A 20,795-nucleotide genomic window follows, 5' to 3' on the forward strand; every position below is an offset into this window, starting at 1 on the left:
GCATGGTGGCCCACTCCGCACTCGCCCAGGACGACCGGCTGCGACGGCCCGCGGGCATCCGCTCGGTCCGGCTGGGCGACACGAAGGTGTCCTTCGTCCCGGACGGAGCCGTGCAGGGCAGGCCCCGCGCCTGGCTGCCGGACACCACCGAGGAGACCTGGACCGCGCACCCGGAGTATCTGGACGCCTCCGGGTGTCTCGTGGCGAGCATCGGCGGCCTTCTGGTGGAACAGGGCGACCGCGCGCTGCTGATCGACACGGGATTCGGCCCCCGGTCCCTGCCGGCCGTCCCGGACACCCCGAACGGCGCGCTGTACGGCGGCGCGCTGCTGGACAGCCTGGCCGAGCTGGGCCGTGCTCCCGAGGAGATCGAGGCCGTGGCCTTCAGTCACCTGCACCCGGACCACGTCGGCTGGGCCGTCCACCCCGCTCCGGGCACCGGCCGGCTCGCGTTCGCCCACGCCGACCACCTCGTACCGGCACCGGAATGGGCCGCGCGTGACCTGCCGGAGACGGCCGGCGGCCTCTCCGAGGAGATCGTGACGGCGCTGGCACCGCGCGTGCGCACGGTGACCGACGGACAGGAGATCTTCCCCGGCGTGCGGGTCCGGATCACCGCCGGCCACACGGCCGGGCACGCGGAGTACGTCATCACCGGCGGCGGAAGCCGGCTCATAGCCTTCGGCGACTCCCTGCACTCACCGATCCAGGTGGACCACCCCGAATGGTCCTGTGTCTACGACCACGACCCCGTCCGGGCCGCCGACCACCGCCGGCGTCTTGTCGCCGAGCTGGCGGAGCCCGGCACGATCGGCTTCGGCGTCCACTTCGCCGACGTGGTGTTCGGCCGGGTCCGGCGCGGCGGCGACGGCCCGGCGTGGCAGCCTCTGGACGCCTGAGGCGCCGGGCGCGGACAAGGCGGGGCGCACTGGCAGGGCGGAGGCGTACGGGCGGGACGGGGTGCGCTGGCAAGGCGGGGACCTACGGGCAGGGCGGGGCGCATGCCCAGGGCGCGGGCGCACCGCGCGCGGGCGCGGGTGGGCGGCGAAGGTGCGGGCGGTCGGCGAGGGCGCGGCTCCGCGAGGGTGCCGGGGGTTCCGCCTGGGCGCGGCTCGTGCCACCCGTACGACGACGCACCGCGATCCGCCGGCCGGCCCCGAAGTCCCGCGCGCCGTCCCGCATGCGGCCCAGGTACCCGCCACCATGGACCCGGCCGTGCCGCCCGCCGACCGTGTCGGTGCGCTGGGGACGGCCGCTCGGTGAGCCGGTGAGGAGAGCGATGACGACGGATCACGGCCGGGTCGGCCGCCGGGACCTGCTGCGGGCGTCCGCCGCCGGGCTGACGGCGGTCGCGGTCCCGGCAGCGGCCCCGGCCATGGCCGCGTCCGCCGCCGCAGGGCGGCGAACTCTGCTTTACCGCGAGGTGACCGGTGGATCGGTGACCTCTTCCCGCGATGGGTCCGTGCTGATCGCCGAGGTGCAAGGCGTCCTGTGGCGGGTGCCGCCGGAGGGCGGGGAGGCGGTACGGATCACCGACTGGGACCTGGAGGCGACCCGCCCGGTCCTGTCCCCCGACGGCGGACGGCTGGCGGTGGGCGGCTACCGGGGCGGCGGCTTCCACCTGTGGACGCTGCGCACCGACGGCAGCGGGCTGCGCCAGGTCACCGACGGCCCCTGGGACGACCGGGGCGTGGCCTGGTCACCCGACGGCGGCCGGCTGGTCTTCGCGTCCGAGCGCGGTGGGGACCCGGTGACCGGTGCCTCGTTCGGACTGTGGACGACGGACGCGGACGGCGGCGGGGCCGAGCGGCTGACCGGCGGCGCCTACGAGGACAGCGACCCGGTCTGGTGGCCGGACGGACGCTCGGTGGTGTGTGTCCGCGCCGCCCACACGCCCGACGGCGGCAGCGACGGCGGCCTGGCGCTGGTCCGCGTACCCACCGGCGGAGGACCCGGGGAGGTGCTCCACAGGGTGGGGGAGGGCCGGCTGCTGTGCCCGTCGGTGTCGCCCTCGGGCCGGATCGCCTGCCTACACCTGTCCGGCACCACGGGCTCCCCGTCCCTGCCGGCCGCGCGGGCCACGCTCCTGGTGGACGGCCGGGCGGTGACCGAGGGCGAGGACCTGGCGGCGGCACCGCCGTGCTGGCTCGGCGACGACCGGCTCCTGTACGTCGCCGACGGCCGGCTCCGCCTCCGTACCCTCGGCGCACCCGGCTCGGTGCGGGACATCCCGTTCACCGCCCGGATGCCGGTGCCGCGACCTCGGCGGCGCCCCAGGCCGCTCTCCCCGGAGGCGGCGGGACCGGTGCGCGGCATCCATCTGCCCGCCCTCGCGCCCGACGGCGGCAGCGTGGCCTTCGTGGCGCTGAACGCCCTGTGGGTGCTGCCCGTCGGCGGGACGCCCCGCAAGGTGCTCCAGGCCGCCGCCGTCCATCATGTGCAGATGCCCGCCTGGGCGCCGGACGGGCGGAGCCTGCTGTACTGCACCGACCGGGACGGGTTGACGGCCGTACGCCGGCTCCACCTGGACAGCGGGCACGACGAGCCGGTAACCGGACCGGGCCGGCTGTATCCGGCGCCGTCCCCGGACGGCACCCGCCTCGCCTGCCAGGACACCCGGGGCAACCTGCTGCTGCGCGACCTCGCCACCGGCGCGGAGCGGGTGCTGGCCCGGCCGCTGGCCGCCGACGGTCCGCCCGGCGCCCCGACCTGGTCACCGGACGGACGGTACGTGGCCTTCTGCGACCGCAACCGGCTCAACCACCGCTTCCGCGAGGGCTACCACCTGATCCGGGTCCTCGACACCCGCACCGGCACCGAGCGGCGGCACCTGCCCGCCGCGCACCAGTCCCTGTCCGACCGCGCCGCCGCCGGCCCCGCGTGGTCGCCCGACGGCCGCTGGCTGGCGCTGGTCGCGGAGTCGATGCTCTGGCTGCTGCCCGTCACCGGTGACGGCACCCCGACCGGTCCCGCCCGCCGGCTCACCGGCGAACCGGCCGACCACCCCACCTGGGCGCGCGAGACGAACACCTTGCTCTACCTGTCCTCGGGCCGGCTCCGTCTCCTGGACCCGGCCCGGTCCGGGCCCCGTACGCTGTCCGTGCCGCTCACCCACCGCCCGGCCGGCGACCGGGGGCGACTGCGCGTCCACGCCGGGCAGTTGTGGGACGGCACCGGCACCGCCCCGCGCCGGGACGTCGACATCCTCACCGACGGCCGCCGGATCACCGCGGTCGAACCCCACCGCCCGCGCCGCCCGGGACACCGCACCGTGGACGCCTCGCGGCACACCGTTCTGCCCGGCCTGTTCGACAGCCACACCCACCCCTACAGCGCCACCTACGGCGCCCGGCACAGCCTCACCGCACTCGCCTACGGCATCACCACCATGGCCTGCATGGGCGCGTCCCTGTACGAGGCGGTCCGGCTGCGCGAGTCCCTCGCCTCCGGGCACAGCACCGGCCCGCGCCTGCTGGCCTGCGCCGAACTCATCGACGGCGCCCGCACCGCGTACGCCATGGGCCGCGCCCACCGCACCGCCGCCGGGGTGCGGCGCACCCTGGAGCGGGCCACCGCCCTGAAGGTCGACTTCGTCAAGACCTACGTCCGCGCCTCCGGGCAGGTCATGGCGCAGGCGGCCGACGCCGCCCACCGGCTCGGGGTGCCCAGCGGCAGCCACCTGTGCGCACCGGGCCGGGCCGCCGGACAGGACCTCACCACCCATCTGCAGGCCACCCAGCGCCTGCCCTACGGCCACGCCACCACCCCCACCGGCCACATCCACCAGGACCTCGTCCAGCAGTACGCCGACGGCCGCTTCGCCCTGATCGCCACCCCGTTCACCGCGCAGGCCCTGCTGGGCGCCGACCCCGCCCTGGCCGACGACCCCCGGGTGCCCACCCTCATGCCGCCCTGGGACGTCACCACCGTCCGTGAACGCGCCCGCACACCGCCCACCGACGAGCAACGGCGGGCCCTCGCCACCGAGATGGCCGCCTACCGCCGCCTCGCCGCCGAGGGCGCCCTGCTCGCGGTGGGCACGGACGCGCCCCTGGTCCCGGCCGGCCTCTCGCTCCACCTGGCCCTGCGCGCCCTGCACGCCCACGGCTTCAGCCCGGCCCAGGCCCTGCTGTGCGCCACCGCCGCCCCCGCGCGGCTGTTCGGCGTCGAGGACGATCTGGGCACCGTCGAGCCGGGAAAGATCGCGGATCTGACCGTCGTCGACGGCGACCCCTTCACCGACTTCGGCAGCCTCCCGCGCACCCCGCTGGTGCTCCGGGACGGCATCGCCCACTACCAGAGCGACCTCCTGGACGCGGTACGGGGCGCGGTCACGACGCCCGCTTGAGGACCACCGTCCGCATGCCCCAGGCCCGCCGTGCTCGTGCGCCACCCGCAACCCGGCGCCGCGGAACTGCTCCAGCACCCAGGCGTGCGAGAGCCGCAGCCCGCGCTGCGCGAGCGCGCGGTCCGCCCGGCCCAAGCCCCGGTCGGCGCCGACGAAGCACGGCGTGCGCCGCACCGTGCCGCTCAGCTCCTCGGCCATCCCCGCGGGCGGGCCGGGCGTGGGGACCGGGCGCCAGGCCCTGCCCGAGCTGTTCGACCAGTGGGCCGTACCGCGCCCCTCCTGGTTCATGCAGAACTTCACCGGCGCCCCCACGCACGCCCCGAGCATCCGTGAGCACGGCGTGATCCACACCGCCGCCGGAAACGGCCGGGGCGGGTTCGTCGACGCCTACGGCATCGCCGCCGTCGTCATCGAGGTCACCGGCCGTCCCGTGAGCCACCGGCCGCCCGCCGCACGGCTTCCGGGACGTCGCGGAACGCGAGCTGACCCTGGGAGGATGAGCGGGACCGCGCGCGAAAGGGCCGGACGGCCCTGTTCCCCGGTCCCGGAAGGGACCAGGATCGGCGAGGAGAACCACGTATGTGACAGGGAGTTACCATGGCGGAGCGCGCGCAGACCGGACCCGGCAACCCGATCCGGGTCTTCCTCCTCGACGACCACGAGGTGGTCCGGCGCGGGGTGCGCGACCTGCTGGACGACGAGCCGGACATCACGGTGGCCGGCGAGGCGTCCACCGTCGCACAGGCCCTGGCGCGCGTCCCCGCGCTGCGCCCCGACGTGGCCGTCCTCGACGTCCGCCTGCCGGACGGCGACGGGGTGACCGTCTGCCGGGAACTGCGCTCGCACCTGCCGGAGCTGGCCTGTCTGATGCTGACCTCGTTCGACGACGAGGAGGCGCTGCTGGACTCGATCATGGCGGGCGCGTCCGGGTACGTCCTCAAGCAGATCCGGGGCTCGGACCTGGTCTCCGCCGTGCGCACGGTGGCCGGCGGGCAGTCGCTGCTGGACCCCAGCGCCACCACCCGGCTCCTGAGCAGACTGCGGGACGGGCGGGAGGAGGAGGCCGGACCGGACGCCCTGCCCGGACTGACCGAGCGGGAGCGGGAGATCCTGGCCCTCATCGGAGAGGGACTCACCAACCGGCAGATCGGCCGGCGGCTGTTCCTGGCCGAGAAGACGGTGAAGAACCACATCTCGCGCCTGCTCGCCAAGCTCGGGGTCGAACGCCGGGTCCAGGCGGCCGTCATCGCCACCCAGGTCCGGAGCCGCCCGCGCGCCGACGGACACCGGTCATAGGCCGACGGCTCGCGGCCCCGGGCGGTGCCCGGCCGGTCACATCCCCGACAGCCGGCGGCCGGTGACCAAGTCCGGCGCGATACGGACGAACACCCCGTCCCGCAGGGGCAACCAGGAGTCCGGGCCGCGCCGCGCGAGGCGCTCCCGCTCGGCCGGGTCCGTCACCAGGACGGCCCGGCCGGTGACGACCACACTCCAGCCGCTGCGGGCCGCCGCGTCGAACTCGTCGGCCTCGAAGGCGACCACGGCACCGTCGACCGCGCGCACCAGGTCCGAGCCCGCCGACGTCCGCAGCACAACGGAGGAGTCCGCGTCCAAGCGGAAGTTGACCGGCAGCACGGCCGGCAGCGCCCGCCTGGTGTACACGATCCGGCCGACCCGCACCCGGCCCAGCAGGCGCAGGCAGGCCTGTCTGCCGAGCGCGTGGAAGTCGACGTCATGAAGCACCAGGCCATCGTGGACGCGGGCGACCGCGGGGGGTAGGGCCGATAGGCCCTGCCCGCGCGTCCGGAAACCGCTGCCGCCGGCGTACCGCCCGACCCCGGGCCACGCCCGCCCGGCCCCGGCCGCTACGGTGATCCCGGACGAGGCGGCCGCGCGCGGGGCGAGAGTTCGGGGAGGAACGGCGGTGGAGGGCTCCGAGGGCACTGGTGCGGCACGCGTCGTACGGCTGCCGCAGCTGAGACTGGACGAGCTGCTGGAGGAGTTGCAGGCCCGCCTGGACGCCGCCCGCGGCACCCAGAACAAGGTGCACACCCTGCTGGAGGCCGTGGTCTCCGTCGGCCGCGAGCTGGACCTGGAGCAGGTGCTGCGCGGCATCGTGGAGGCGGCGGCGGTCCTGGCCGAAGCCGAGTACGCGGCGCTCGGCGTGATCGGCACCGGCGGCACACGGCTCTCGGCGTTCATCACCTACGGCGTCGACGCGGCGGACATCGCCCGCATCGGCCCCTACCCCGAGGGCCACGGCATCCTCGGCGAACTGATCCGCCACCCGGAGCCGCTGCGGCTCGACAAACTCTCCGAGCACCCGGCGTCGTACGGCTTCCCGCCCAACCACCCGCCGATGAACACCTTCCTCGGCGTACCCATCCGCGCCCGCGACCGCGTCTTCGGCAACCTCTACCTCACCGAGAAACGCGGCGGGCTGCGATTCGACGAGGACGACGAGTCGCTGGTGTCCGCGCTGGCCGTGGCGGCGGGCGTGGCGATCGACAACGCCCGGCTGTACGAGGAGTCCCGGCTGCGGGAGCGCTGGCTCGCGGCCACCGCGGAGGTCAGCAGCAGCCTGATGTCCGGCGCGGACCAGCCCGAGGCGCTGGCGCTGATCGCCGAGCGGGCGCGGGACATCAGCGGCTCGGCGCTCGCCGCCGTGGCGACCCCCGTGCAGGACGCCGACGCGCTCGCGGTGGAGCTGGCCATCGGCCGGCAGGCCGACGCCCACCGCGGCCTCGTGCTGCCCGTGGAGGGCACCCTCACCGGCCGGGCCTTCGCCCTGGGCGCCCCCGTGACCAGCCCGGACGTGGCACGCGACGAGCGGGTCACGGCGGGCCCGCCACGGTTCGCCGGACTGGGCCCGGCCGTCGCCGTCCCGATCGGCCGGGAGGACCGGGTCCGGGGCGTGGTCCTGCTGGCCCGCGAGACGGGCGCGGGGGACTTCTCCGACAAGGAGACGGAACTGCTGCGGGGATTCGCCGCGCAGGCCGCCGTCGCCATGGAACTCGCCGAGCGCCGCCGGGACGCCGAGCAGATCGCACTGCTGGAGGACCGTGACCGGATCGCCCGGGACCTGCACGACCTGGCCATCCAGCGGCTGTTCGCCACGGGCATGACGCTGCAGAGCGCGGACCGGTTCATCCAGCACCCCCAGGCCGCCGAGCGGGTGCGCCGGGCCGTGGACGACCTCGACGAGACCATCAAGATCATCAGGTCGGCCATCTTCGGCCTGCGCGCCGACGACCGCGACGAGACACCCGGGCTGCGCGCCCGCGCGGTACGCGTGGCCGGCGAGGCGACACCGGTGCTGGGATTCGCGCCCAGCGTCCGGATGGAGGGCCTGCTCGACACCCATGTGCCCAGGGAGACCGCCGACCACGTCGTGGCCGTCCTGTCCGAGTCCCTCGCCAACATCGCCCGGCACGCCCACGCCGACCGCGCCGACGTGGCCCTGGAGACCGACGGCACCGAGGTACGGCTCACGGTCACCGACAACGGCGTCGGCATCCCGCCCGACGGCCGTCGCAGCGGCCTGCGCAACATGGCGGAACGCGCCCGGAGCCTCGGCGGGGACCTGGAACTCGGCTGCCCGGAGGGCGGGGGAACCCGGCTGGTCTGGCACGCGCCCCTGCGGGAGTAGCGCCCCGGGCCGTGTGCGACCGGGGCCCGGTGCCGGACGGCGGCCGTCGTCCGGGGTCGCCCGAGCGGAGCAGCGCGGGGCCCGAACGGCCGTAGCCCGCCGGGGCCGGAGGCCGTTTGGCCGGGCCCGGCCCGGTGGCATCGGTCATGGTGGACATACGGGGCGACGGTTCGCAGCCCGAGGAATCCCGAGGAATGAGGAACCATGGCCGAAGAGAGACCACCGGGGCGGCTGCCGCAGGGCGACCTCGGGCGCCGCATCGAACAGCGCCGCAGGGAACTGGGCCTCACCGTCGAGGAGCTGGCGTTCCGCGCGGCCATGGCCCCGGCCTACATCGAACACCTGGAGAAGCACAGCACCGCCGCGCCGGAAGCCGGCACGCTGCTCCGTCTCGCCGGCGCCCTGCGCACCAGCGCCACGGAGCTCGGCGGCGGACACGTCGACCTGCCGGCCGGCCTCGGGCAGGCCGCCCGGGCACCCCGCTTCACCGAGCTGGGCGAGGAGGACTGCCGCCGGCTGCTGTCGACGCACGGTGTGGGCAGGATCGCGGTGTCCACCGAGGCCGCCCCGGTCGTCGTCCCCGTCAACTACAGCGTCATCGACGACACCATCGTCTTCAGGACGCAGGCCGGGACGGTCTCCCTCCAAGGACTCGACCGGGAGGTGGCCTTCGAGGTCGACCGCCTGGACGACGCGCTCAGCCAGGGGTGGAGCGTCGTCGTGCACGGCACCGCCGAACAGGTGACCGACCCCGACGCCGTACGCCATCTCGCCGAGCGGGCCTACAGCGCGCCCTGGGCCGGCGGGGAACGCGATGTGTGGGTGCGGATCGGGATGAGCGCGCTGACCGGCCGCCGCATCGACACCTGGTAGCCGACGGCCCCCGGTCCGGATCAGCCGGGATCAGCGGGGCCGAACCTGGTCCTCCCGGACGACGACCACCGGGCAGGCCGCGTGCTGGGCACAGCGCAGGCTCACGGAGCCCAGGATCGCGCGGGCGAAGCCGCCCCGCCCCCGGCGGCCCACGACGAGGATCTCCGCCCCCTCCGAGGCCGCGATCAGCACGTCCGAGGGGTCGCCCTCCACCAGGATCTCGCGCATACCGGGGGGCCGCTTGTCCGGGAAGACCGCGCGCAATTCCTCCGCGAACCGCTCCTGAGCCTGCTCGAGGTCGAACTCGGGGTCGATCGCGGGCCCGGTCCAGCCGATGGCCGACGGGGTGTCCCAGGCGCACACGGCCTCCACGAAACCGCCGACCATCTCCGCGTACCGCGCCGCCCAGCGCAGCGCCGCGTACGACGTCGGGGAGCCGTCCACGCCCGCGACCACGCGGGCCTTCGGTTCAGGGGGTTGCATGGCCACCTCACCAGCAGTCGTTGTCGGTACTCTCCACGCTGCCCGGGACGACGGAACTGTGCCAGCCGGGAAGTCACCTCCGCCGCGCGGCGGCGAGCACGAGGAGTGAGCACCCTTCGCACGGCGCCGCGCGGTCAGACCAGGCTTCCGCTGCCGTAGGGGGCGTACAGGTCGAGCAGCCGGACGCGGCAGGCGAGCAGCCGCTCGACGAGCACCCGGCCCACCCAGCCCGCGATCGCGCGGCCGAACTCCGGGTCCTCGGCGCACATGGCCCGGACCGTCCCGCCGTCGAACTCCCACGCGCGCACCGGACTGATCGCCTCGGCGCCCAGGTGCCAGAGGTACGGCGGGTGGTACCAGGACCAGCCGACGAGCTCACCGTGTCCCAGGGAGGCGACGACGGCGGGACGCCGGCCGGGCACGTGGAGGTCGAGGGCGACCGTGCCGGTGCGGACGATCCACAGCCGGTCGGCACGCCGGCCCTCCTCGAACAGCCGGGTCCCGGCGGCGAAGGACACCTCACTGGCGGTCCGCATCAGCCGTGCGCGGTGCTCGGCGGGGAGTGCCGCGTTCATGGTCGTGGCGGAGGTCATCACACCGGCTCCCTTCGTGTGGTCTGCCCCCAGCCTGGGCCGCTCCAGCCCCCACGACCACGGGCCGCCCGGCCCGCCCGCCGGGGCCCTTCGGCCCCCGTGCCCACCCACCCGCGGACCACGGCGCGCTCTCCTGCGGGCGTCCTCAGCGGGCGTCGGTCCGGGCGCGGGCCTGATAGAGGTCGCGCAGCAGGGCGATCTCGGCCCCGTGGTGCAGCAGTTCCTGGTTGACCCACCACACGACGTCGAGGAACGGCTCTTCCGGATCGCCGCCGTGCGGATAGGCGCAGTACCCGACCGTGTCGAGCGCGGTGTCGTCGGCGCTGAGCAGTGCCTTCCGCCAGGCCTCGGCGCCGCTGCCGAAGGCGGCTGTCGCGGTCGCCGCGTCCCCGCCGACCCGGTAGTCGTCCCGGGTGAGCCGCCGGTCGCCGACGGTGTGGTCGGCGCGCAGGGTCAGCATCTCGCCGAGGTGGCTCAGGCGCCACGCGATGGTGGTGAAGGGCGGCGGCCAGGGGTGCGGGTAGGCGGCGGCGTCGCGTCCCCAGTCACCCGCGCCCGCCAGGGACGTGGCGCGCGGCCCCGGCCCGTCCTCGCGCCGCCGCACCGACCAGCAGCCCGGCACCGGCTCCCAGAAGTACTCGTCGTCCGTCATCGGACCGACCGGGGTGTCCGCTCCGTCGCCGCTGTCCACGAGGGGCCCTGTCATACGGTCGGCGAGACGCCGGTACGCGAAGTCGAACTGCTCCAGCAGCGGCAGCAGGCGGGACGGCACCGTCATGGCAGGCTCCTGTGTCGAACCGGTTCGGTACGGTCCGCCAGCCTGGCACAGCCGCGGCCGGAGCCGCGCCCGGTTTTCCGCGCGGCTCCGCCCGGGTGACGTCCCCCCTGCCGCGCCTACTGCGGGGCGCGCCGGCATGCCTCGAAGGCGATCACCGCGGGGACGTACTCCCGCCGCAACTGCGCGAGAAGCAAGGACGGGACCGCTGAGGGCAGCGGCGAGACGCATGGGAACCAAGGTCAGTCCTTTTCGGGCCGGCGTGACCCGAAATGGTCACGCTGTGTAGTCGATCCAGTGGGGAGGGTGCCCATGCGTGTTCACGATGATGCGGACCGGCGCCTGCGTGACCCGCGTCCATGGCGGACGATGGGCCCAAGACCACGTCGTCCCACCGCCCCACCGCCCCACCGGAGAGAACCCCATGAAAATCCACCTGACCAACGTGTTCGTCGACGACCAGGACAAGGCCCTGCGCTTCTACACCGAGGTGCTGGGCTTCGTGAAGAAACACGACGTCCCGATGGGCGAGGACCGCTGGCTGACCGTGGTCTCGCCGGAAGACCCCCACGGCACCGAACTGCTGCTGGAGCCCTCCGGTCACCCGGCGGTGCGGCCGTACAAGACCGCGCTGGTCCAGGACGGCATCCCGGCCGCCTCGTTCGCCGTGGACGACGTACGGGCCGAGTTCGACCGGCTGCGCCGGCTGGGCGTGCGGTTCACCCAGGAGCCGCTGGAGACGGGCACGGTCACCACCGCCGTCCTGGACGACACCTGCGGGAACCTGATCCAGCTCGTACACACCACATGAGCGCCCCGGGGCGCCGGGCCCGGCGAGGCGGCCTGCCGCAGGGTGATCCGACGGAAGGAGTGCACGTGGAGATCGTCGCGTACGGTGTTCTCTCCGACGAGGAACCTCTGCTCAGGGCCGCGTTCGACAAGGCGTTCGCCGGGCGCCACGAGCTGCGCTGCCTGCGGCTTTTCCTGGACGGGGACACCGCCCTGACGACCGCCGGCCACGAGATCGTGCTCAGCGGCGTCAACGACACGCTGGACGCCGGCGTGCTGCGCACCCTGGCCGCGGGCGGCACCCGGATGATCGCCCAACGGTCCACCGGCTACAACAACATCGACCTCACCGCCGCCCGGGAACTCGGCGTCACGGTCGCCCGTGTCTCGTCCTACTCGCCGTACTCGGTCGCAGAGTTCGCCTGGACCCTGGCCCTGGCGGTCAACCGCCGGATCGTCCGCGCCGCGCACCGCACCCGCGAATTCGACTTCCGGCTCGACGGCCTGATGGGCCGCGACCTGCGCGGCCGGACGGCCGGTGTGGTGGGCACCGGGAAGATCGGGTCCGCGTTCGCCGCGATCGCCCACGGATTCGGGATGCGGCTGCTGGGCTGGGACATCACGGAGAATCCCGACTGCCTCGCCCTCGGCATGGAGTACGTCCCACGCGAGCGGCTCTTCGCCGAGGCCGACCTGGTCAGCCTGCACGTGCCGCTGCTCCCGGAGACCCATCACCTCGTCGACGCCGACGCCCTGGGCCTGATGAAGGACGACGCCATCCTGGTCAACTCCAGCCGCGGCGGTCTGGTGGACACCGACGCCCTGCTGGCGACCCTGCGCGCCGGACGGCTGACCGGCGTCGGCCTCGACGTGTACGAGGAGGAGGCCGGTGTCTTCTTCCTCGACAAGTCGCTGGAGGTGATGACCGACGAACGCCTGGCCCGGCTGATGACCTTCAGCAATGTCCTGCTGACCTCGCACCAGGCGTACTTCACCGAGGACGCCGTCGGCCAGATCGTCCGCACCACCGTGTCCAACATCGAGGACTACCTCGCCGGCCGCAGCGGCGACAACACACTCGTCGCCGCGACCTGAACCCCCCGACGCGTGCGCTCACCTCGTGTCCTGGGCCGGCAGCACGACGCACAGCTCATAGCCGCCGTCACTGGTGGGGCCCGACGTCATGGTGCCGCCGAGGAGTTCGGCGCGCTGGCGCAGACCCAGCAGACCGTGGTGCGCCCCGGGCAGGGGCAGCGGCGGCTGGGTCGGCGCCGTGTTGGTGACCCGGACCCGGACGGCTCCGTCGGCATGGCTCAGATCGATGTGCGCGGTCGCCCCCGGAGCGTGCTTGCGGGTGTTGGTCAGCGCCTCCTGGACCGTGCGGTAGACCGCGCGCTGAACGGTCGGCGGAAGACCGTCGGGCAGGGCCATGCGCAACTCGGTCCTGATGCCGCAGTTGTCGGCCAGCCGCTGGATGTCGCTGAGCGCCGGCTGCGGGGTGAGCTCCGTGGGGTGACCGCTGGAGGCCCGCAGGACACCGACCATGTGGCGCAGTTCGTCCAGCGTCTGCACGCTCAGCCGGCGGATCGTCGCCGCGGCCTCCCTGGTGTCCGGGTCGCCCGCGCCCACCTGCAGCGCCCCGGCGCGTACGGCGATCAGACTGACCTGGTGGGAGACGACATCGTGCATCTCCCGTGCCAGCTGCGCGCGCTCCTTGGCGAGGACGGCCTGGGCGGTCAGCAGCTGCTGGTGGTCACGCGCCTCCGAGATCTCCGCCAGCCTCAGCGACAGATCGCGACGGGTCCGCACCAGCTGCCCCAGGAAGACGGCCGCCGCCGCCGTGGCGGCGCTGTAACCGAGTGCGATCAGCGTCGGGGTACGCGTCAGATCCAGCTCCGGCGACGGCAGCGACGTCGTGTCGCTGACCGCGAACGCCAGGGCGCACACCACCAGCAGCGCCCGGGGACGGCTGAGCGAGGCGAGCGTGTACAGCGCGGCCAGGCAGGCGAACACCGCGTCGGACAGCAGGACCGCGGGCAGCGTGAGCAGGAAGGTGAGCAGCGGTTGCGGCCGGCGCAGCAGCAGGGCGACCGCGGCGGCCAGCGCGCAGGCCATCCGCACCGGCTCGTCGATGTCCCAGTGCGCCCACACGTCGAGGAGCGCCATGGCCACGGCCACGCCGTCCACGAGCAGCGGGGACGGCCGGCGGGTCATCCCGTGCCCTCCGCGAGGAGTCCGGCCCGCTGGGCGAGGAGGGCGGCCTGGACCCGGCCGCTGACCTCCAGCTTGGTCAGGATCGCGCTGACATGGTCCTTCACGGTGCCGGTGCTCAGGTGCATCCGGGCCGCGATGTCGGTGTTCGACAGGCCCTCGGCGATCAGCACGAGCACCTCGCGTTCACGCTCGGTCAGCCGTTCCAGAGCCTTGGGCGGGCGCTCCTGCGCTCCCGCGTTCAGATAGCCGTCCACCACCGTGCGCGTGACCTTGGGCGACAGCACCGTGCCACCACGGGCCAGGCTCTGCACCGCCGGCGGCAGCGCCTCGGGGTCGGTGTCCTTCAGCAGGAAGCCGGCGGCGCCGGAGCGCAGCGCCGTCTCCACGTACTCGTCCATGTCGAACGTGGTCAGCATGGCCACCACCGGAGGCTCCGGCAGCCGGCGGATGTCGCTCAGCACGGTCAGCCCGTCCACGTCCGGCATGCGGATGTCCAGCAGGACCACATCGGGACGCGTCTCCCGTACCACCCGCAGGGCCTGACCGCCGGAGACCGCCCCCACGACCTCGATGCCGTCGGCCGCGTCCAGAATGCGCTGGAAGCCCGTGCGGATCAGGGCTTCGTCGTCGACCACCAGTACCCGGATCACGTGTGCTCCAGCCTGTGTGGGAGTACTGTGTCCGATTCGTACCACGCCGGGCGCGACCGCGCCGCCGGGGGCGTCCCGTTCCTCTTCGCGGGCCTGCTGCCGTGCCGGTACGGGGCTGCCGTCCGGTGTCCTGGCACGGTGGCCGCGCGGCGGTCAGGTCACGGCCGTCCGGCGAGGCAGAGCCGTTCCCGGACGGCGGGCAGGGTGCCGGGGGCGCTCTCCCCGGCCGTCGGCGGCAGCCGCCGCGGTACCGGGGGCGGTGTGAGCCGGGCCGTCCAGTGGCCCTCGCGCAGCGTCAGCGTCACCGTCGACAGCGACGGCACCCGCAGCTGCCAGAAGGCGCGGGCGGGCACGGCCAGGGCATGGACCAGCGCGGCCCGGATGACCGCGGCCTCGGTGATCGCGAGCAGCACCGGGCCGCCGGGCAGCGCCGTCAGCCAGGCCGCCGTACGGTCGCAGAGCCGGGCGACCGACTCGCCGCCGTGCGGTGCGGCCTCGGGGTCCGTCAGCCAGGCGGACAGCCCGTGCGGGTCCTTGGCCGCGATGTCCCGCAGCGGGCGGCCGTCCCACGCGCCGTAGTCCAGATCCCGCAGGGTCTCCTCCGGGGTGGCCTCGACCGCCAGGGCCCCGGCGATCCGCGCACAGCGGGCCGAGGGCGCCCGCAGGGCCCGCGCGTACGGCGGCAGGGCCGCCCGCACGGCGGTGACCACGCTCTCGTTCTCGAGGACCCGGTCCGGCCCGCCCGGTGTGGCGGTCGCGCACAGCATCGTCAATCGCACGGTCACCATCCGCCATCCGCCTCCTTCTCCGCACGGAGCGGCACCTCACCGGCCCGGTGAGCAGGAGGTGCCCGTCGAGCAGGGGGTGCTCGCCCGTCACCACACTCCAGGCAGCAGCACCGGTCGAACCATCCGGCAGGTGGCCGGACCACCCCCGCCGGGTGGCGGGACCTCACCGCGAAGAGACGGAGCGCCGGCCGGGGAGCGCGGAGCGGCGCGGCCCGTACCGGCCACGTCAGCGCAGCCCCAGGCAGGGGAGCCAGCCACGTGGTGCCCCGTGGGCGGCGGTCAGCAGCGCGGCCAGCGCCCCCGGCAGGCCGGTGAGGAGGTCCGCGGGCCACTCGGCGAGCGGCCGGGCGGCCAGCCGGGCCGTCAGATGAACGGCGAGCCGGTCCTTCAACGCGCTCGCCGCCGGCAGCCGGGCGTGGCGGTCGAAGGCGTCGGCGACCGCCAGCACGCCCGCGGCCCCGTGGCACAGCCCGAGCCGGTCGCCGGGGGCGTCGCCGAAGAGGTGGAACGTCTCGTCGTAGTGCTCGGCGAGCGTGGTGAAGGCGGTCGCGGCCCAGTCGGCGGCGGCCCGGTCCCCAAGGGCGTCGGCGGCGTCCCACAGGGCCCAGGCGACCCCCGGCGTGCCGTAGCACCACGCCTGGCGGGGGTTGGCCTCGGCGGAGGGCGGCTCGGCGAGACCGGCGCCGGGCCAGGTGCGGATGCCCCGCTCGTCGTCGTACGCCTGGCGGACCAGCCAGCGAGTGGCCCGGCCGAGCGCCTCGGCGAGATCGCCGGCCGGATCCGCGTCCGGCCCGGTGCGGCGCAGCGCCGCGGTGAGCGCGGTGACGAGCCCGGCGACGCCGTGCCCCATACCGGTGTTGACGCGGCCCTGCATCCAGCCCAGCAGCGGGTGGTCCGTGTACTGGCCCGCGCGCAGCCGCCCCAGCTCCTCCTCGTCGCACAGCAGCGCCAGATGCGCGGCGAGCGGTCGCGGCACGGGCAGCGCCGGTTCTATCGCGCACAGCGTGAGCAGCAGGCCCGAGGGACCGGAGATCAGGTCGTAGTCGGGAAACGCGACCTCGCGGGTGCGGTACCCGGGCGGGCGCCCGGCGAGGTGGGCGCCGAGCCGGTCCGCCGCGGCCCCCAGCCCGGGGTGCACCCGGGCGCCCAGGCGCAGACCGACGAGCGTGCCGGCCAGGCCCCCGTCGTACAGGGTGGGGTGGGACGGCCCGCGGCCGGCCGTGCGGGACCACACGGCGACGGCGGCGGGCGCCGCCCGGTCGTCCGCGACCAGGTGGGCCAGCACCGGGATCCCGGGGTCGCAGAGGTGTCCGCCCCGGTCGGGCGCCTCGGCCCACTCCAGCAGGTAACGGACGGCGAGGCCGTGGACGTCCTCGTCCGGCGGGGCGGCCGGTACTGCCGTGTCGTGCGGCATCGTCCTCCAGACGTCGTCGCGGACGGGGCGGAGCCGCCCGCACGGGCGGGCGGCTCCTGGGGGTCGTCATCCACAGATGACGACCGTGGCACAGATGACGATGGTGCACAGGCCGCTGCATCCCTGGGTGTACACGGATGCCGTCGGCAGCTCCTCGTCGGTGATCCGCTCCTCGAGGTCGCTGATCAGGGTGTCGAGTTCGGTGATTTCGTGTGCGGGCATGGGACTTCCCCTTTCACTCATCGGGTGTTGGCCGCCCCGGCGGGCCGCCTGGCGGGCGGGCCGGGGACGTCGTGCCGGCCGCCGTGGACCAGGGCGTCGGCGGCGGCCTCGGCGAGCCGGCCGGCGCATCGGTCGTGGGGGAGCCGGAGCAGGAGCTGCGCGGCGACGCTCGCGCCACCGTGCAGCGGGTCACGCAACAACAGGTCTTCGGGGGCCGGCAGCATCTCCTCCACCAGCAGCGCGGTGCCCGCCTCCCGGGCACACAGCCGCTCGATCAGCTGGAGGGCCGTCAGCGAGGCGAGGTCCACCGGGACGGGCTTCGCGCCGGGGGCTGTGCGCACGAACGCGTGCCGGGGCAGACCGGCGGACCGGCGCAGCAGGGCGAGGACCCGGACCTTGGTGAGCAGGTCGTCACCGGGCTCCCACAGCTTGCCTCGGTCGACGCGCCAGGTCGCCGGGGCGAGGACGAGGTCGCCGCCCGCGGTGAGCCGGGGCAGCCGGGCCCGGTCGGGCAGCGCCGCGTCCAGCGCGTCCAGCCGCACCAGATAGGAGGCGGCCGGATGGCTCGCCGCGAGCAGCAGCCGCACGAGGGTGTCGTAGGGCGGGGCGGGGGAGCGGGTGGCCTGGTACACGGGGACGATGCGCCGCCCGTCCGCCTCGGCGACGATCCGGCCGTGGGCGCGCCGCAGGCTGATGCGGTCCAGCGGGAGGTAGCGCGCGTGCCCGCCGGGCGAGCCGTAGTACGGCGTGGGGTCAGGGTCGCCGGTCCACCAGCGGGTCGTCACCGGACGGCGCACGGCGTTGGCGGACCGCTCGGCGAGCGGCGGCACGAGCAGGTCGACGAAGCGGACCCCGGCGCGCTCCTCGACGGCGGCGAGGAAGGCGCGGTAGGCGTCGCTGTTGCCGTAGCCGCCGTGCAGGGTGCGCAGTCCGTCGGCGAACCGGGCGTCGAGCACCCCGGCGGACGAGGCGGTCTCCAGCACGGCCACCGGGCCGCCGTCGGCGGCGGGGGGCAGCGGGCGCAGCAGACAGTCGACCGGCCAGGGCGGCAGCGTGGCACCGCCGGGCGGTGCGCCCAGCTCGTCCAGGAGCGCGTCGTCCACGTCCACGCAGGCCGTGCCGGAGCGGGCGGCGGCGTCCAGGCGGGCCAGCAGCCGGGCGTAGCCGCCGGCGGGGTCGTGGGCGGGGTGCCAGCCCGTGTAGCGGCGGACGGGCGGCGGTTCGTCGGCGCTCAGCCGGTCGGCGAGGATCTCGCTGATGGGGCGCGCCTGTTCGGTCAGCCCGGCGAACCAGGGCTGTCGCTCCGGCGGCTCCGCCGGCCGGTCGGCCTCCCGGAGGGCGGCGAGCCGGGCCGCGATCCGCAGGCCGCGCCGGACGCGTGCGGCGGCTGCCGCGGGCACGGCGGCGTCGGCGCCGAGCCGGCGATAGGAGTCGAGGAACCAGGCGTCCGCCCCGCCGCCCGCGGGCGCCGGCGGCAGCGCGCCGGTGGCGCCGACCGTCTCCACCGGCACCCAGCCGGAGCAGTGCTGCCGGGGCGCCCGGCAGATCTGTACGACCCCCAGCCCGTGCAGGTGCTGGAGGAACCCGCGCAGTACCGCGGGGGCCACGGCCGGCCGGCCGGGCGGGGCGCTCAGCGGCGGCAGCACGCGGTCCAGTTCGCCGAGCGTGCGCGGGCCGTCGGCGAGCAGGGCCAGGACGCTTTCCAGCACGCGGGTGCGGCGCAGCACGATCTGCCGGAGCCGCCCGGGTTCACGGGGGTCCACGACGTAACAGCGCACCTGTCCGGGCGGGTCGCCGGGAGCGGGGGCGGACGGTTCGGCGAAGTGCAGGGGCGTCGGCGCGAGCAGGGTCGCGGGGTCGGCGGTGCGCAGATCCGCGAGGGCGGAGCCGGCCCGCAGCAGGTGCACGTTCTCCACGGCGATCGCGGCGAGGGCACCGAGGGGGGTACCGGGCGCGAGCAGCGGCGGACAGCCGTCGTCCGGGCCGTCGGTCACCGGGAGCGCGGCGATCTGGCCCGCCCAGCCGCGCGGCGTCGTCTTCACCGCGGCCCGGCCCACGACGCGCCACAGATAGGCGGCACGTTTGCGCAACTGCTTGCCGGACCACGACTGGCCGTCGGCGAGCCGCCGTTCGATGTCGTCGGCGAGCGCGGGAGCGGTGCTGTCCAGGAACGCGCGCATCACCGGGCTGGAGCACGCCGTGCGCCACGCCTGCTCGGCGACCCGCTGCTGCTCGGCCGTCACCTCCTGCCGCAGCCGGGTCAGTGCCGCCTTTGCCGCCTCGGCGCCGCGCAGCAGGGCGCGGGCCTGCCCGGCGAGGTCGGCGGGCACGGCGGCCGAGCGCTCCAGCAGCACGCAGTCAGGCGCCCCCGGTGCCGTACCCGAGTGCAGCCGCCGCCGCAGCGCCAGTACGGCGCCCCGGTCGGCGGACGCCAGCGACGGGTGGGGTACGACCTCGGCACCCAGCCGGTCGGCCAGCGCCCGGGCCTGCGCGGCGAGCCGCTCGGTGGTGTCGGCGTGCCGGGCGGCACCCTCGAAGAGGTGCTCTGCGGCGCCGGCCGTCCAGGCGGCGCCGGGCATGCCGCCCAGCCGCAGCAGCGCCGTGCCCCCGAGCAGGGTGTCGCGCGTGTCGGCGGGTTCGGTGGCTTGAGCCGGTACGGGGGCGGCCCCGGGCGGGGTGCCGCAAGCGCGGGCCGGTACGGCTGGGGTGCCGGGTGCCGTGCCGGGTGTGGGCGTGGGTTGGGCCGTGGTGCCGGGTGCCGTGTCGTGGCTGTCGGGCCTCGCGTGCCTGTCCTGCCCGTCCTGCCTCTCCTGCCTGTCCCGCCTGTCGGCGGGCTGGGCCGCTTGTGCCGGTGTGTGTTCCATGCTCAGTCCGCCTCCTCCCGGCCGTCGGCGGCGAGTGCCTCGGTGAGCAGGCACTGGCGTGCGGTGGAGAGCGCGCCCCGGTTCCAGTGGAAGATCACGTGGTGGGCGGCGGCCCGGCGCGGACCGACCGTGGCCTCGCCGGAGGCGAAGTAGTGGCTGTGCCAGCGCTCCGCGGCCCGCCCCACCGCCACCAGATGCTCACCGAGGACGTCCCGCCAGGCCTTGGGCAGGGCCTGGAGCCGGTCCTCGGGGCTCTGCTCCCAGTAGGCGCGGATCCCGGCGGCGGCCCGGCGCAGGTCCGGCTCGCCGAGGCCGCCCGGCAACCGCCGGCCGGTCTCCTCCCGTACGACCTGCCAGACCCCCCGGTGCTCCCAGCCGACGATGCCCAGCCCGTCGAACACGGCGCGCAGCAAGGCCAGGGACACCCGCCAGCCGACCGGAGCCGGGTCACCGGCCACGGCGGTGTGCACGTCCAGCCAGGCCCGGGAGTCCGCGGTGAACAGCTCGTGCACCCAGGGCATGGAGCGCGGTCCGCCGAAGAGGTAGGTCTCCGGCTCGTACACACCGGCCACGGGCGGTGTCCCTGCGTCCCCGGTCCGCTCCGGCGTCAGCCGGCGCAGCAGGTCGGCGCGCAGTTCCGGTGCCCGGGACGGCTCCGCCGCTAGGAACCGCACGCGCAGCCCCGGGGGTTTGTGCATGAAGAAGAAGTCGCGGGCCTGTCCGGTGCCGAGCAACTCACGGGCTGTCGTGGCGAGTCGGCGGTACGGTGGCGGCGTGATGGCCAGGTTGAGCTGGACCCAGCCGGCCTCGGGGGCGTGGGCGCGCAGGGCTTCGAGTCCGGCCGTCAGGAACGTCCGTCGGGCCGCCGCGTATCCGGGGTCCTCGGCCGCGAGGGGGACGGTGCCCAGAGGCTCGGCACGTACGTCGTCCAGGCAGTCGGCCAGTAACCGCTCGACCCGTACCATGCGACCTCCTCACCGGGAAGGGCAATCCACTCCTGTGATGTCCACGTCGCATGCGTTCCGAAGCGCGGAAGCGAATTGGTCATATGATCAACAGGAGTGCGCGGGAGGTATGTCGCGCGCGGTGACAGCCCGTCCGACGCGCTCGAGTCACACCGGCGCCGCCGGTGA

The 20,795-nt window shown here is 75.2% G+C and carries 18 protein-coding genes and 1 pseudogene; 8 read left to right on the plus strand and 11 right to left on the minus strand.

Translation table 11 applies throughout. The features are described 5' to 3' along the window. Positions 1-2 precede the first annotated feature (2 nt). The 4 genes and pseudogenes from IE251_RS13735 to IE251_RS13745 all read left to right on the plus strand — a co-directional run bounded on the left by IE251_RS13735 (position 3) and on the right by IE251_RS13745 (position 5,644). A complete protein-coding gene (locus IE251_RS13735; protein WP_189753187.1) occupies positions 3-899 on the plus strand; it encodes an MBL fold metallo-hydrolase in 897 nt (298 codons plus the stop codon). A 380-nt stretch (positions 900-1,279) separates the two neighbouring features. Then, on the plus strand, positions 1,280-4,348 hold the full coding sequence (locus tag IE251_RS13740) for an amidohydrolase family protein (RefSeq protein WP_189753188.1): 3,069 nt from the start codon (positions 1,280-1,282) through the stop codon (positions 4,346-4,348). Positions 4,349-4,508: 160 nt separating this feature from the next. Beyond that, positions 4,509-4,760 (plus strand): annotated as a pseudogene (locus IE251_RS40955) (ergot alkaloid biosynthesis protein); the annotation flags it as partial. A 185-nt stretch (positions 4,761-4,945) separates the two neighbouring features. Continuing rightward, the gene (locus IE251_RS13745; RefSeq protein WP_189753189.1) at positions 4,946-5,644 is read left to right on the plus strand and encodes a response regulator; all 699 of its coding nucleotides are present in this window, start codon (positions 4,946-4,948) and stop codon (positions 5,642-5,644) included. 36 nt (positions 5,645-5,680) lie between these two features. Here IE251_RS13745 and IE251_RS13750 read toward each other — a convergent pair whose 3' ends face one another. Next, positions 5,681-6,091 (minus strand): pyridoxamine 5'-phosphate oxidase family protein, encoded by a 411-nt coding sequence (locus IE251_RS13750; RefSeq protein ID WP_189753190.1) that lies wholly within the window; start codon positions 6,089-6,091, stop codon positions 5,681-5,683. Positions 6,092-6,272: 181 nt separating this feature from the next. Here IE251_RS13750 and IE251_RS13755 point away from each other — a divergent pair, with 181 nt between their 5' ends. Both IE251_RS13755 and IE251_RS13760 read left to right on the plus strand, forming a co-directional pair. Then, positions 6,273-7,997 carry a sensor histidine kinase gene (locus IE251_RS13755; protein WP_189753191.1) on the plus strand — a complete coding sequence of 575 codons (1,725 nt, stop codon included), beginning with the start codon at positions 6,273-6,275 and terminating at the stop codon, positions 7,995-7,997. A 204-nt stretch (positions 7,998-8,201) separates the two neighbouring features. Continuing rightward, a complete protein-coding gene (locus tag IE251_RS13760) occupies positions 8,202-8,870 on the plus strand; it encodes a helix-turn-helix domain-containing protein (RefSeq protein ID WP_189753192.1) in 669 nt (222 codons plus the stop codon). A gap of 30 nt (positions 8,871-8,900) precedes the next feature. On the opposite strand, the gene IE251_RS13765 is transcribed toward IE251_RS13760, so the two are convergent. The 3 genes from IE251_RS13765 to IE251_RS13775 form a co-directional block, all read right to left on the minus strand. Next, on the minus strand, positions 8,901-9,353 hold the full coding sequence (locus IE251_RS13765) for a universal stress protein (protein WP_189753193.1): 453 nt from the start codon (positions 9,351-9,353) through the stop codon (positions 8,901-8,903). Positions 9,354-9,487: 134 nt separating this feature from the next. Next, entirely contained in the window at positions 9,488-9,946 is a 459-nt protein-coding gene (locus tag IE251_RS13770; RefSeq protein WP_189753194.1) for a Crp/Fnr family transcriptional regulator, read from the minus strand. 145 nt (positions 9,947-10,091) lie between these two features. Next, a complete protein-coding gene (locus IE251_RS13775) occupies positions 10,092-10,724 on the minus strand; it encodes a DinB family protein (protein ID WP_189753195.1) in 633 nt (210 codons plus the stop codon). Positions 10,725-11,145: 421 nt separating this feature from the next. Between IE251_RS13775 and IE251_RS13780 the strand changes: the two genes are divergently transcribed. After that, positions 11,146-11,532 (plus strand): VOC family protein, encoded by a 387-nt coding sequence (locus IE251_RS13780; protein WP_189753196.1) that lies wholly within the window; start codon positions 11,146-11,148, stop codon positions 11,530-11,532. 65 nt (positions 11,533-11,597) lie between these two features. Further along, positions 11,598-12,605: a 2-hydroxyacid dehydrogenase gene (locus tag IE251_RS13785; protein WP_189753197.1), complete on the plus strand. Its 1,008-nt coding sequence runs from the start codon at positions 11,598-11,600 to the stop codon at positions 12,603-12,605. A gap of 18 nt (positions 12,606-12,623) precedes the next feature. Here IE251_RS13785 and IE251_RS13790 read toward each other — a convergent pair whose 3' ends face one another. From IE251_RS13790 to IE251_RS13820, 7 genes are all read right to left on the minus strand, one after another. Then, on the minus strand, positions 12,624-13,724 hold the full coding sequence (locus tag IE251_RS13790) for a sensor histidine kinase (protein WP_189753198.1): 1,101 nt from the start codon (positions 13,722-13,724) through the stop codon (positions 12,624-12,626). Further along, entirely contained in the window at positions 13,721-14,374 is a 654-nt protein-coding gene (locus IE251_RS13795; protein ID WP_030776243.1) for a response regulator, read from the minus strand. Before IE251_RS13795 ends, IE251_RS13790 begins: the two co-directional genes overlap by 4 nt. Positions 14,375-14,532: 158 nt before the next feature. Continuing rightward, positions 14,533-15,162 carry a histidine phosphatase family protein gene (locus tag IE251_RS13800; RefSeq protein WP_189753199.1) on the minus strand — a complete coding sequence of 210 codons (630 nt, stop codon included), beginning with the start codon at positions 15,160-15,162 and terminating at the stop codon, positions 14,533-14,535. Between the two features lie 226 nt (positions 15,163-15,388). After that, the gene (locus IE251_RS13805) at positions 15,389-16,576 is read right to left on the minus strand and encodes a lanthionine synthetase LanC family protein (protein WP_189753200.1); all 1,188 of its coding nucleotides are present in this window, start codon (positions 16,574-16,576) and stop codon (positions 15,389-15,391) included. Positions 16,577-16,642: 66 nt separating this feature from the next. Next, positions 16,643-16,798 (minus strand): hypothetical protein, encoded by a 156-nt coding sequence (locus tag IE251_RS13810; protein ID WP_189753201.1) that lies wholly within the window; start codon positions 16,796-16,798, stop codon positions 16,643-16,645. 17 nt (positions 16,799-16,815) lie between these two features. Beyond that, positions 16,816-19,662, minus strand: coding sequence for a lantibiotic dehydratase family protein (locus IE251_RS13815; RefSeq protein WP_189753202.1), 2,847 nt, complete (start codon positions 19,660-19,662; stop codon positions 16,816-16,818). Between the two features lie 2 nt (positions 19,663-19,664). Then, entirely contained in the window at positions 19,665-20,627 is a 963-nt protein-coding gene (locus tag IE251_RS13820) for a thiopeptide-type bacteriocin biosynthesis protein (protein ID WP_189753203.1), read from the minus strand. Positions 20,628-20,795 lie beyond the last annotated feature (168 nt).

Origin of the sequence: Streptomyces eurythermus (genome assembly GCF_014649115.1) — a bacterium.
Classification (GTDB): Bacteria; Actinomycetota; Actinomycetes; order Streptomycetales; family Streptomycetaceae; genus Streptomyces; species Streptomyces eurythermus.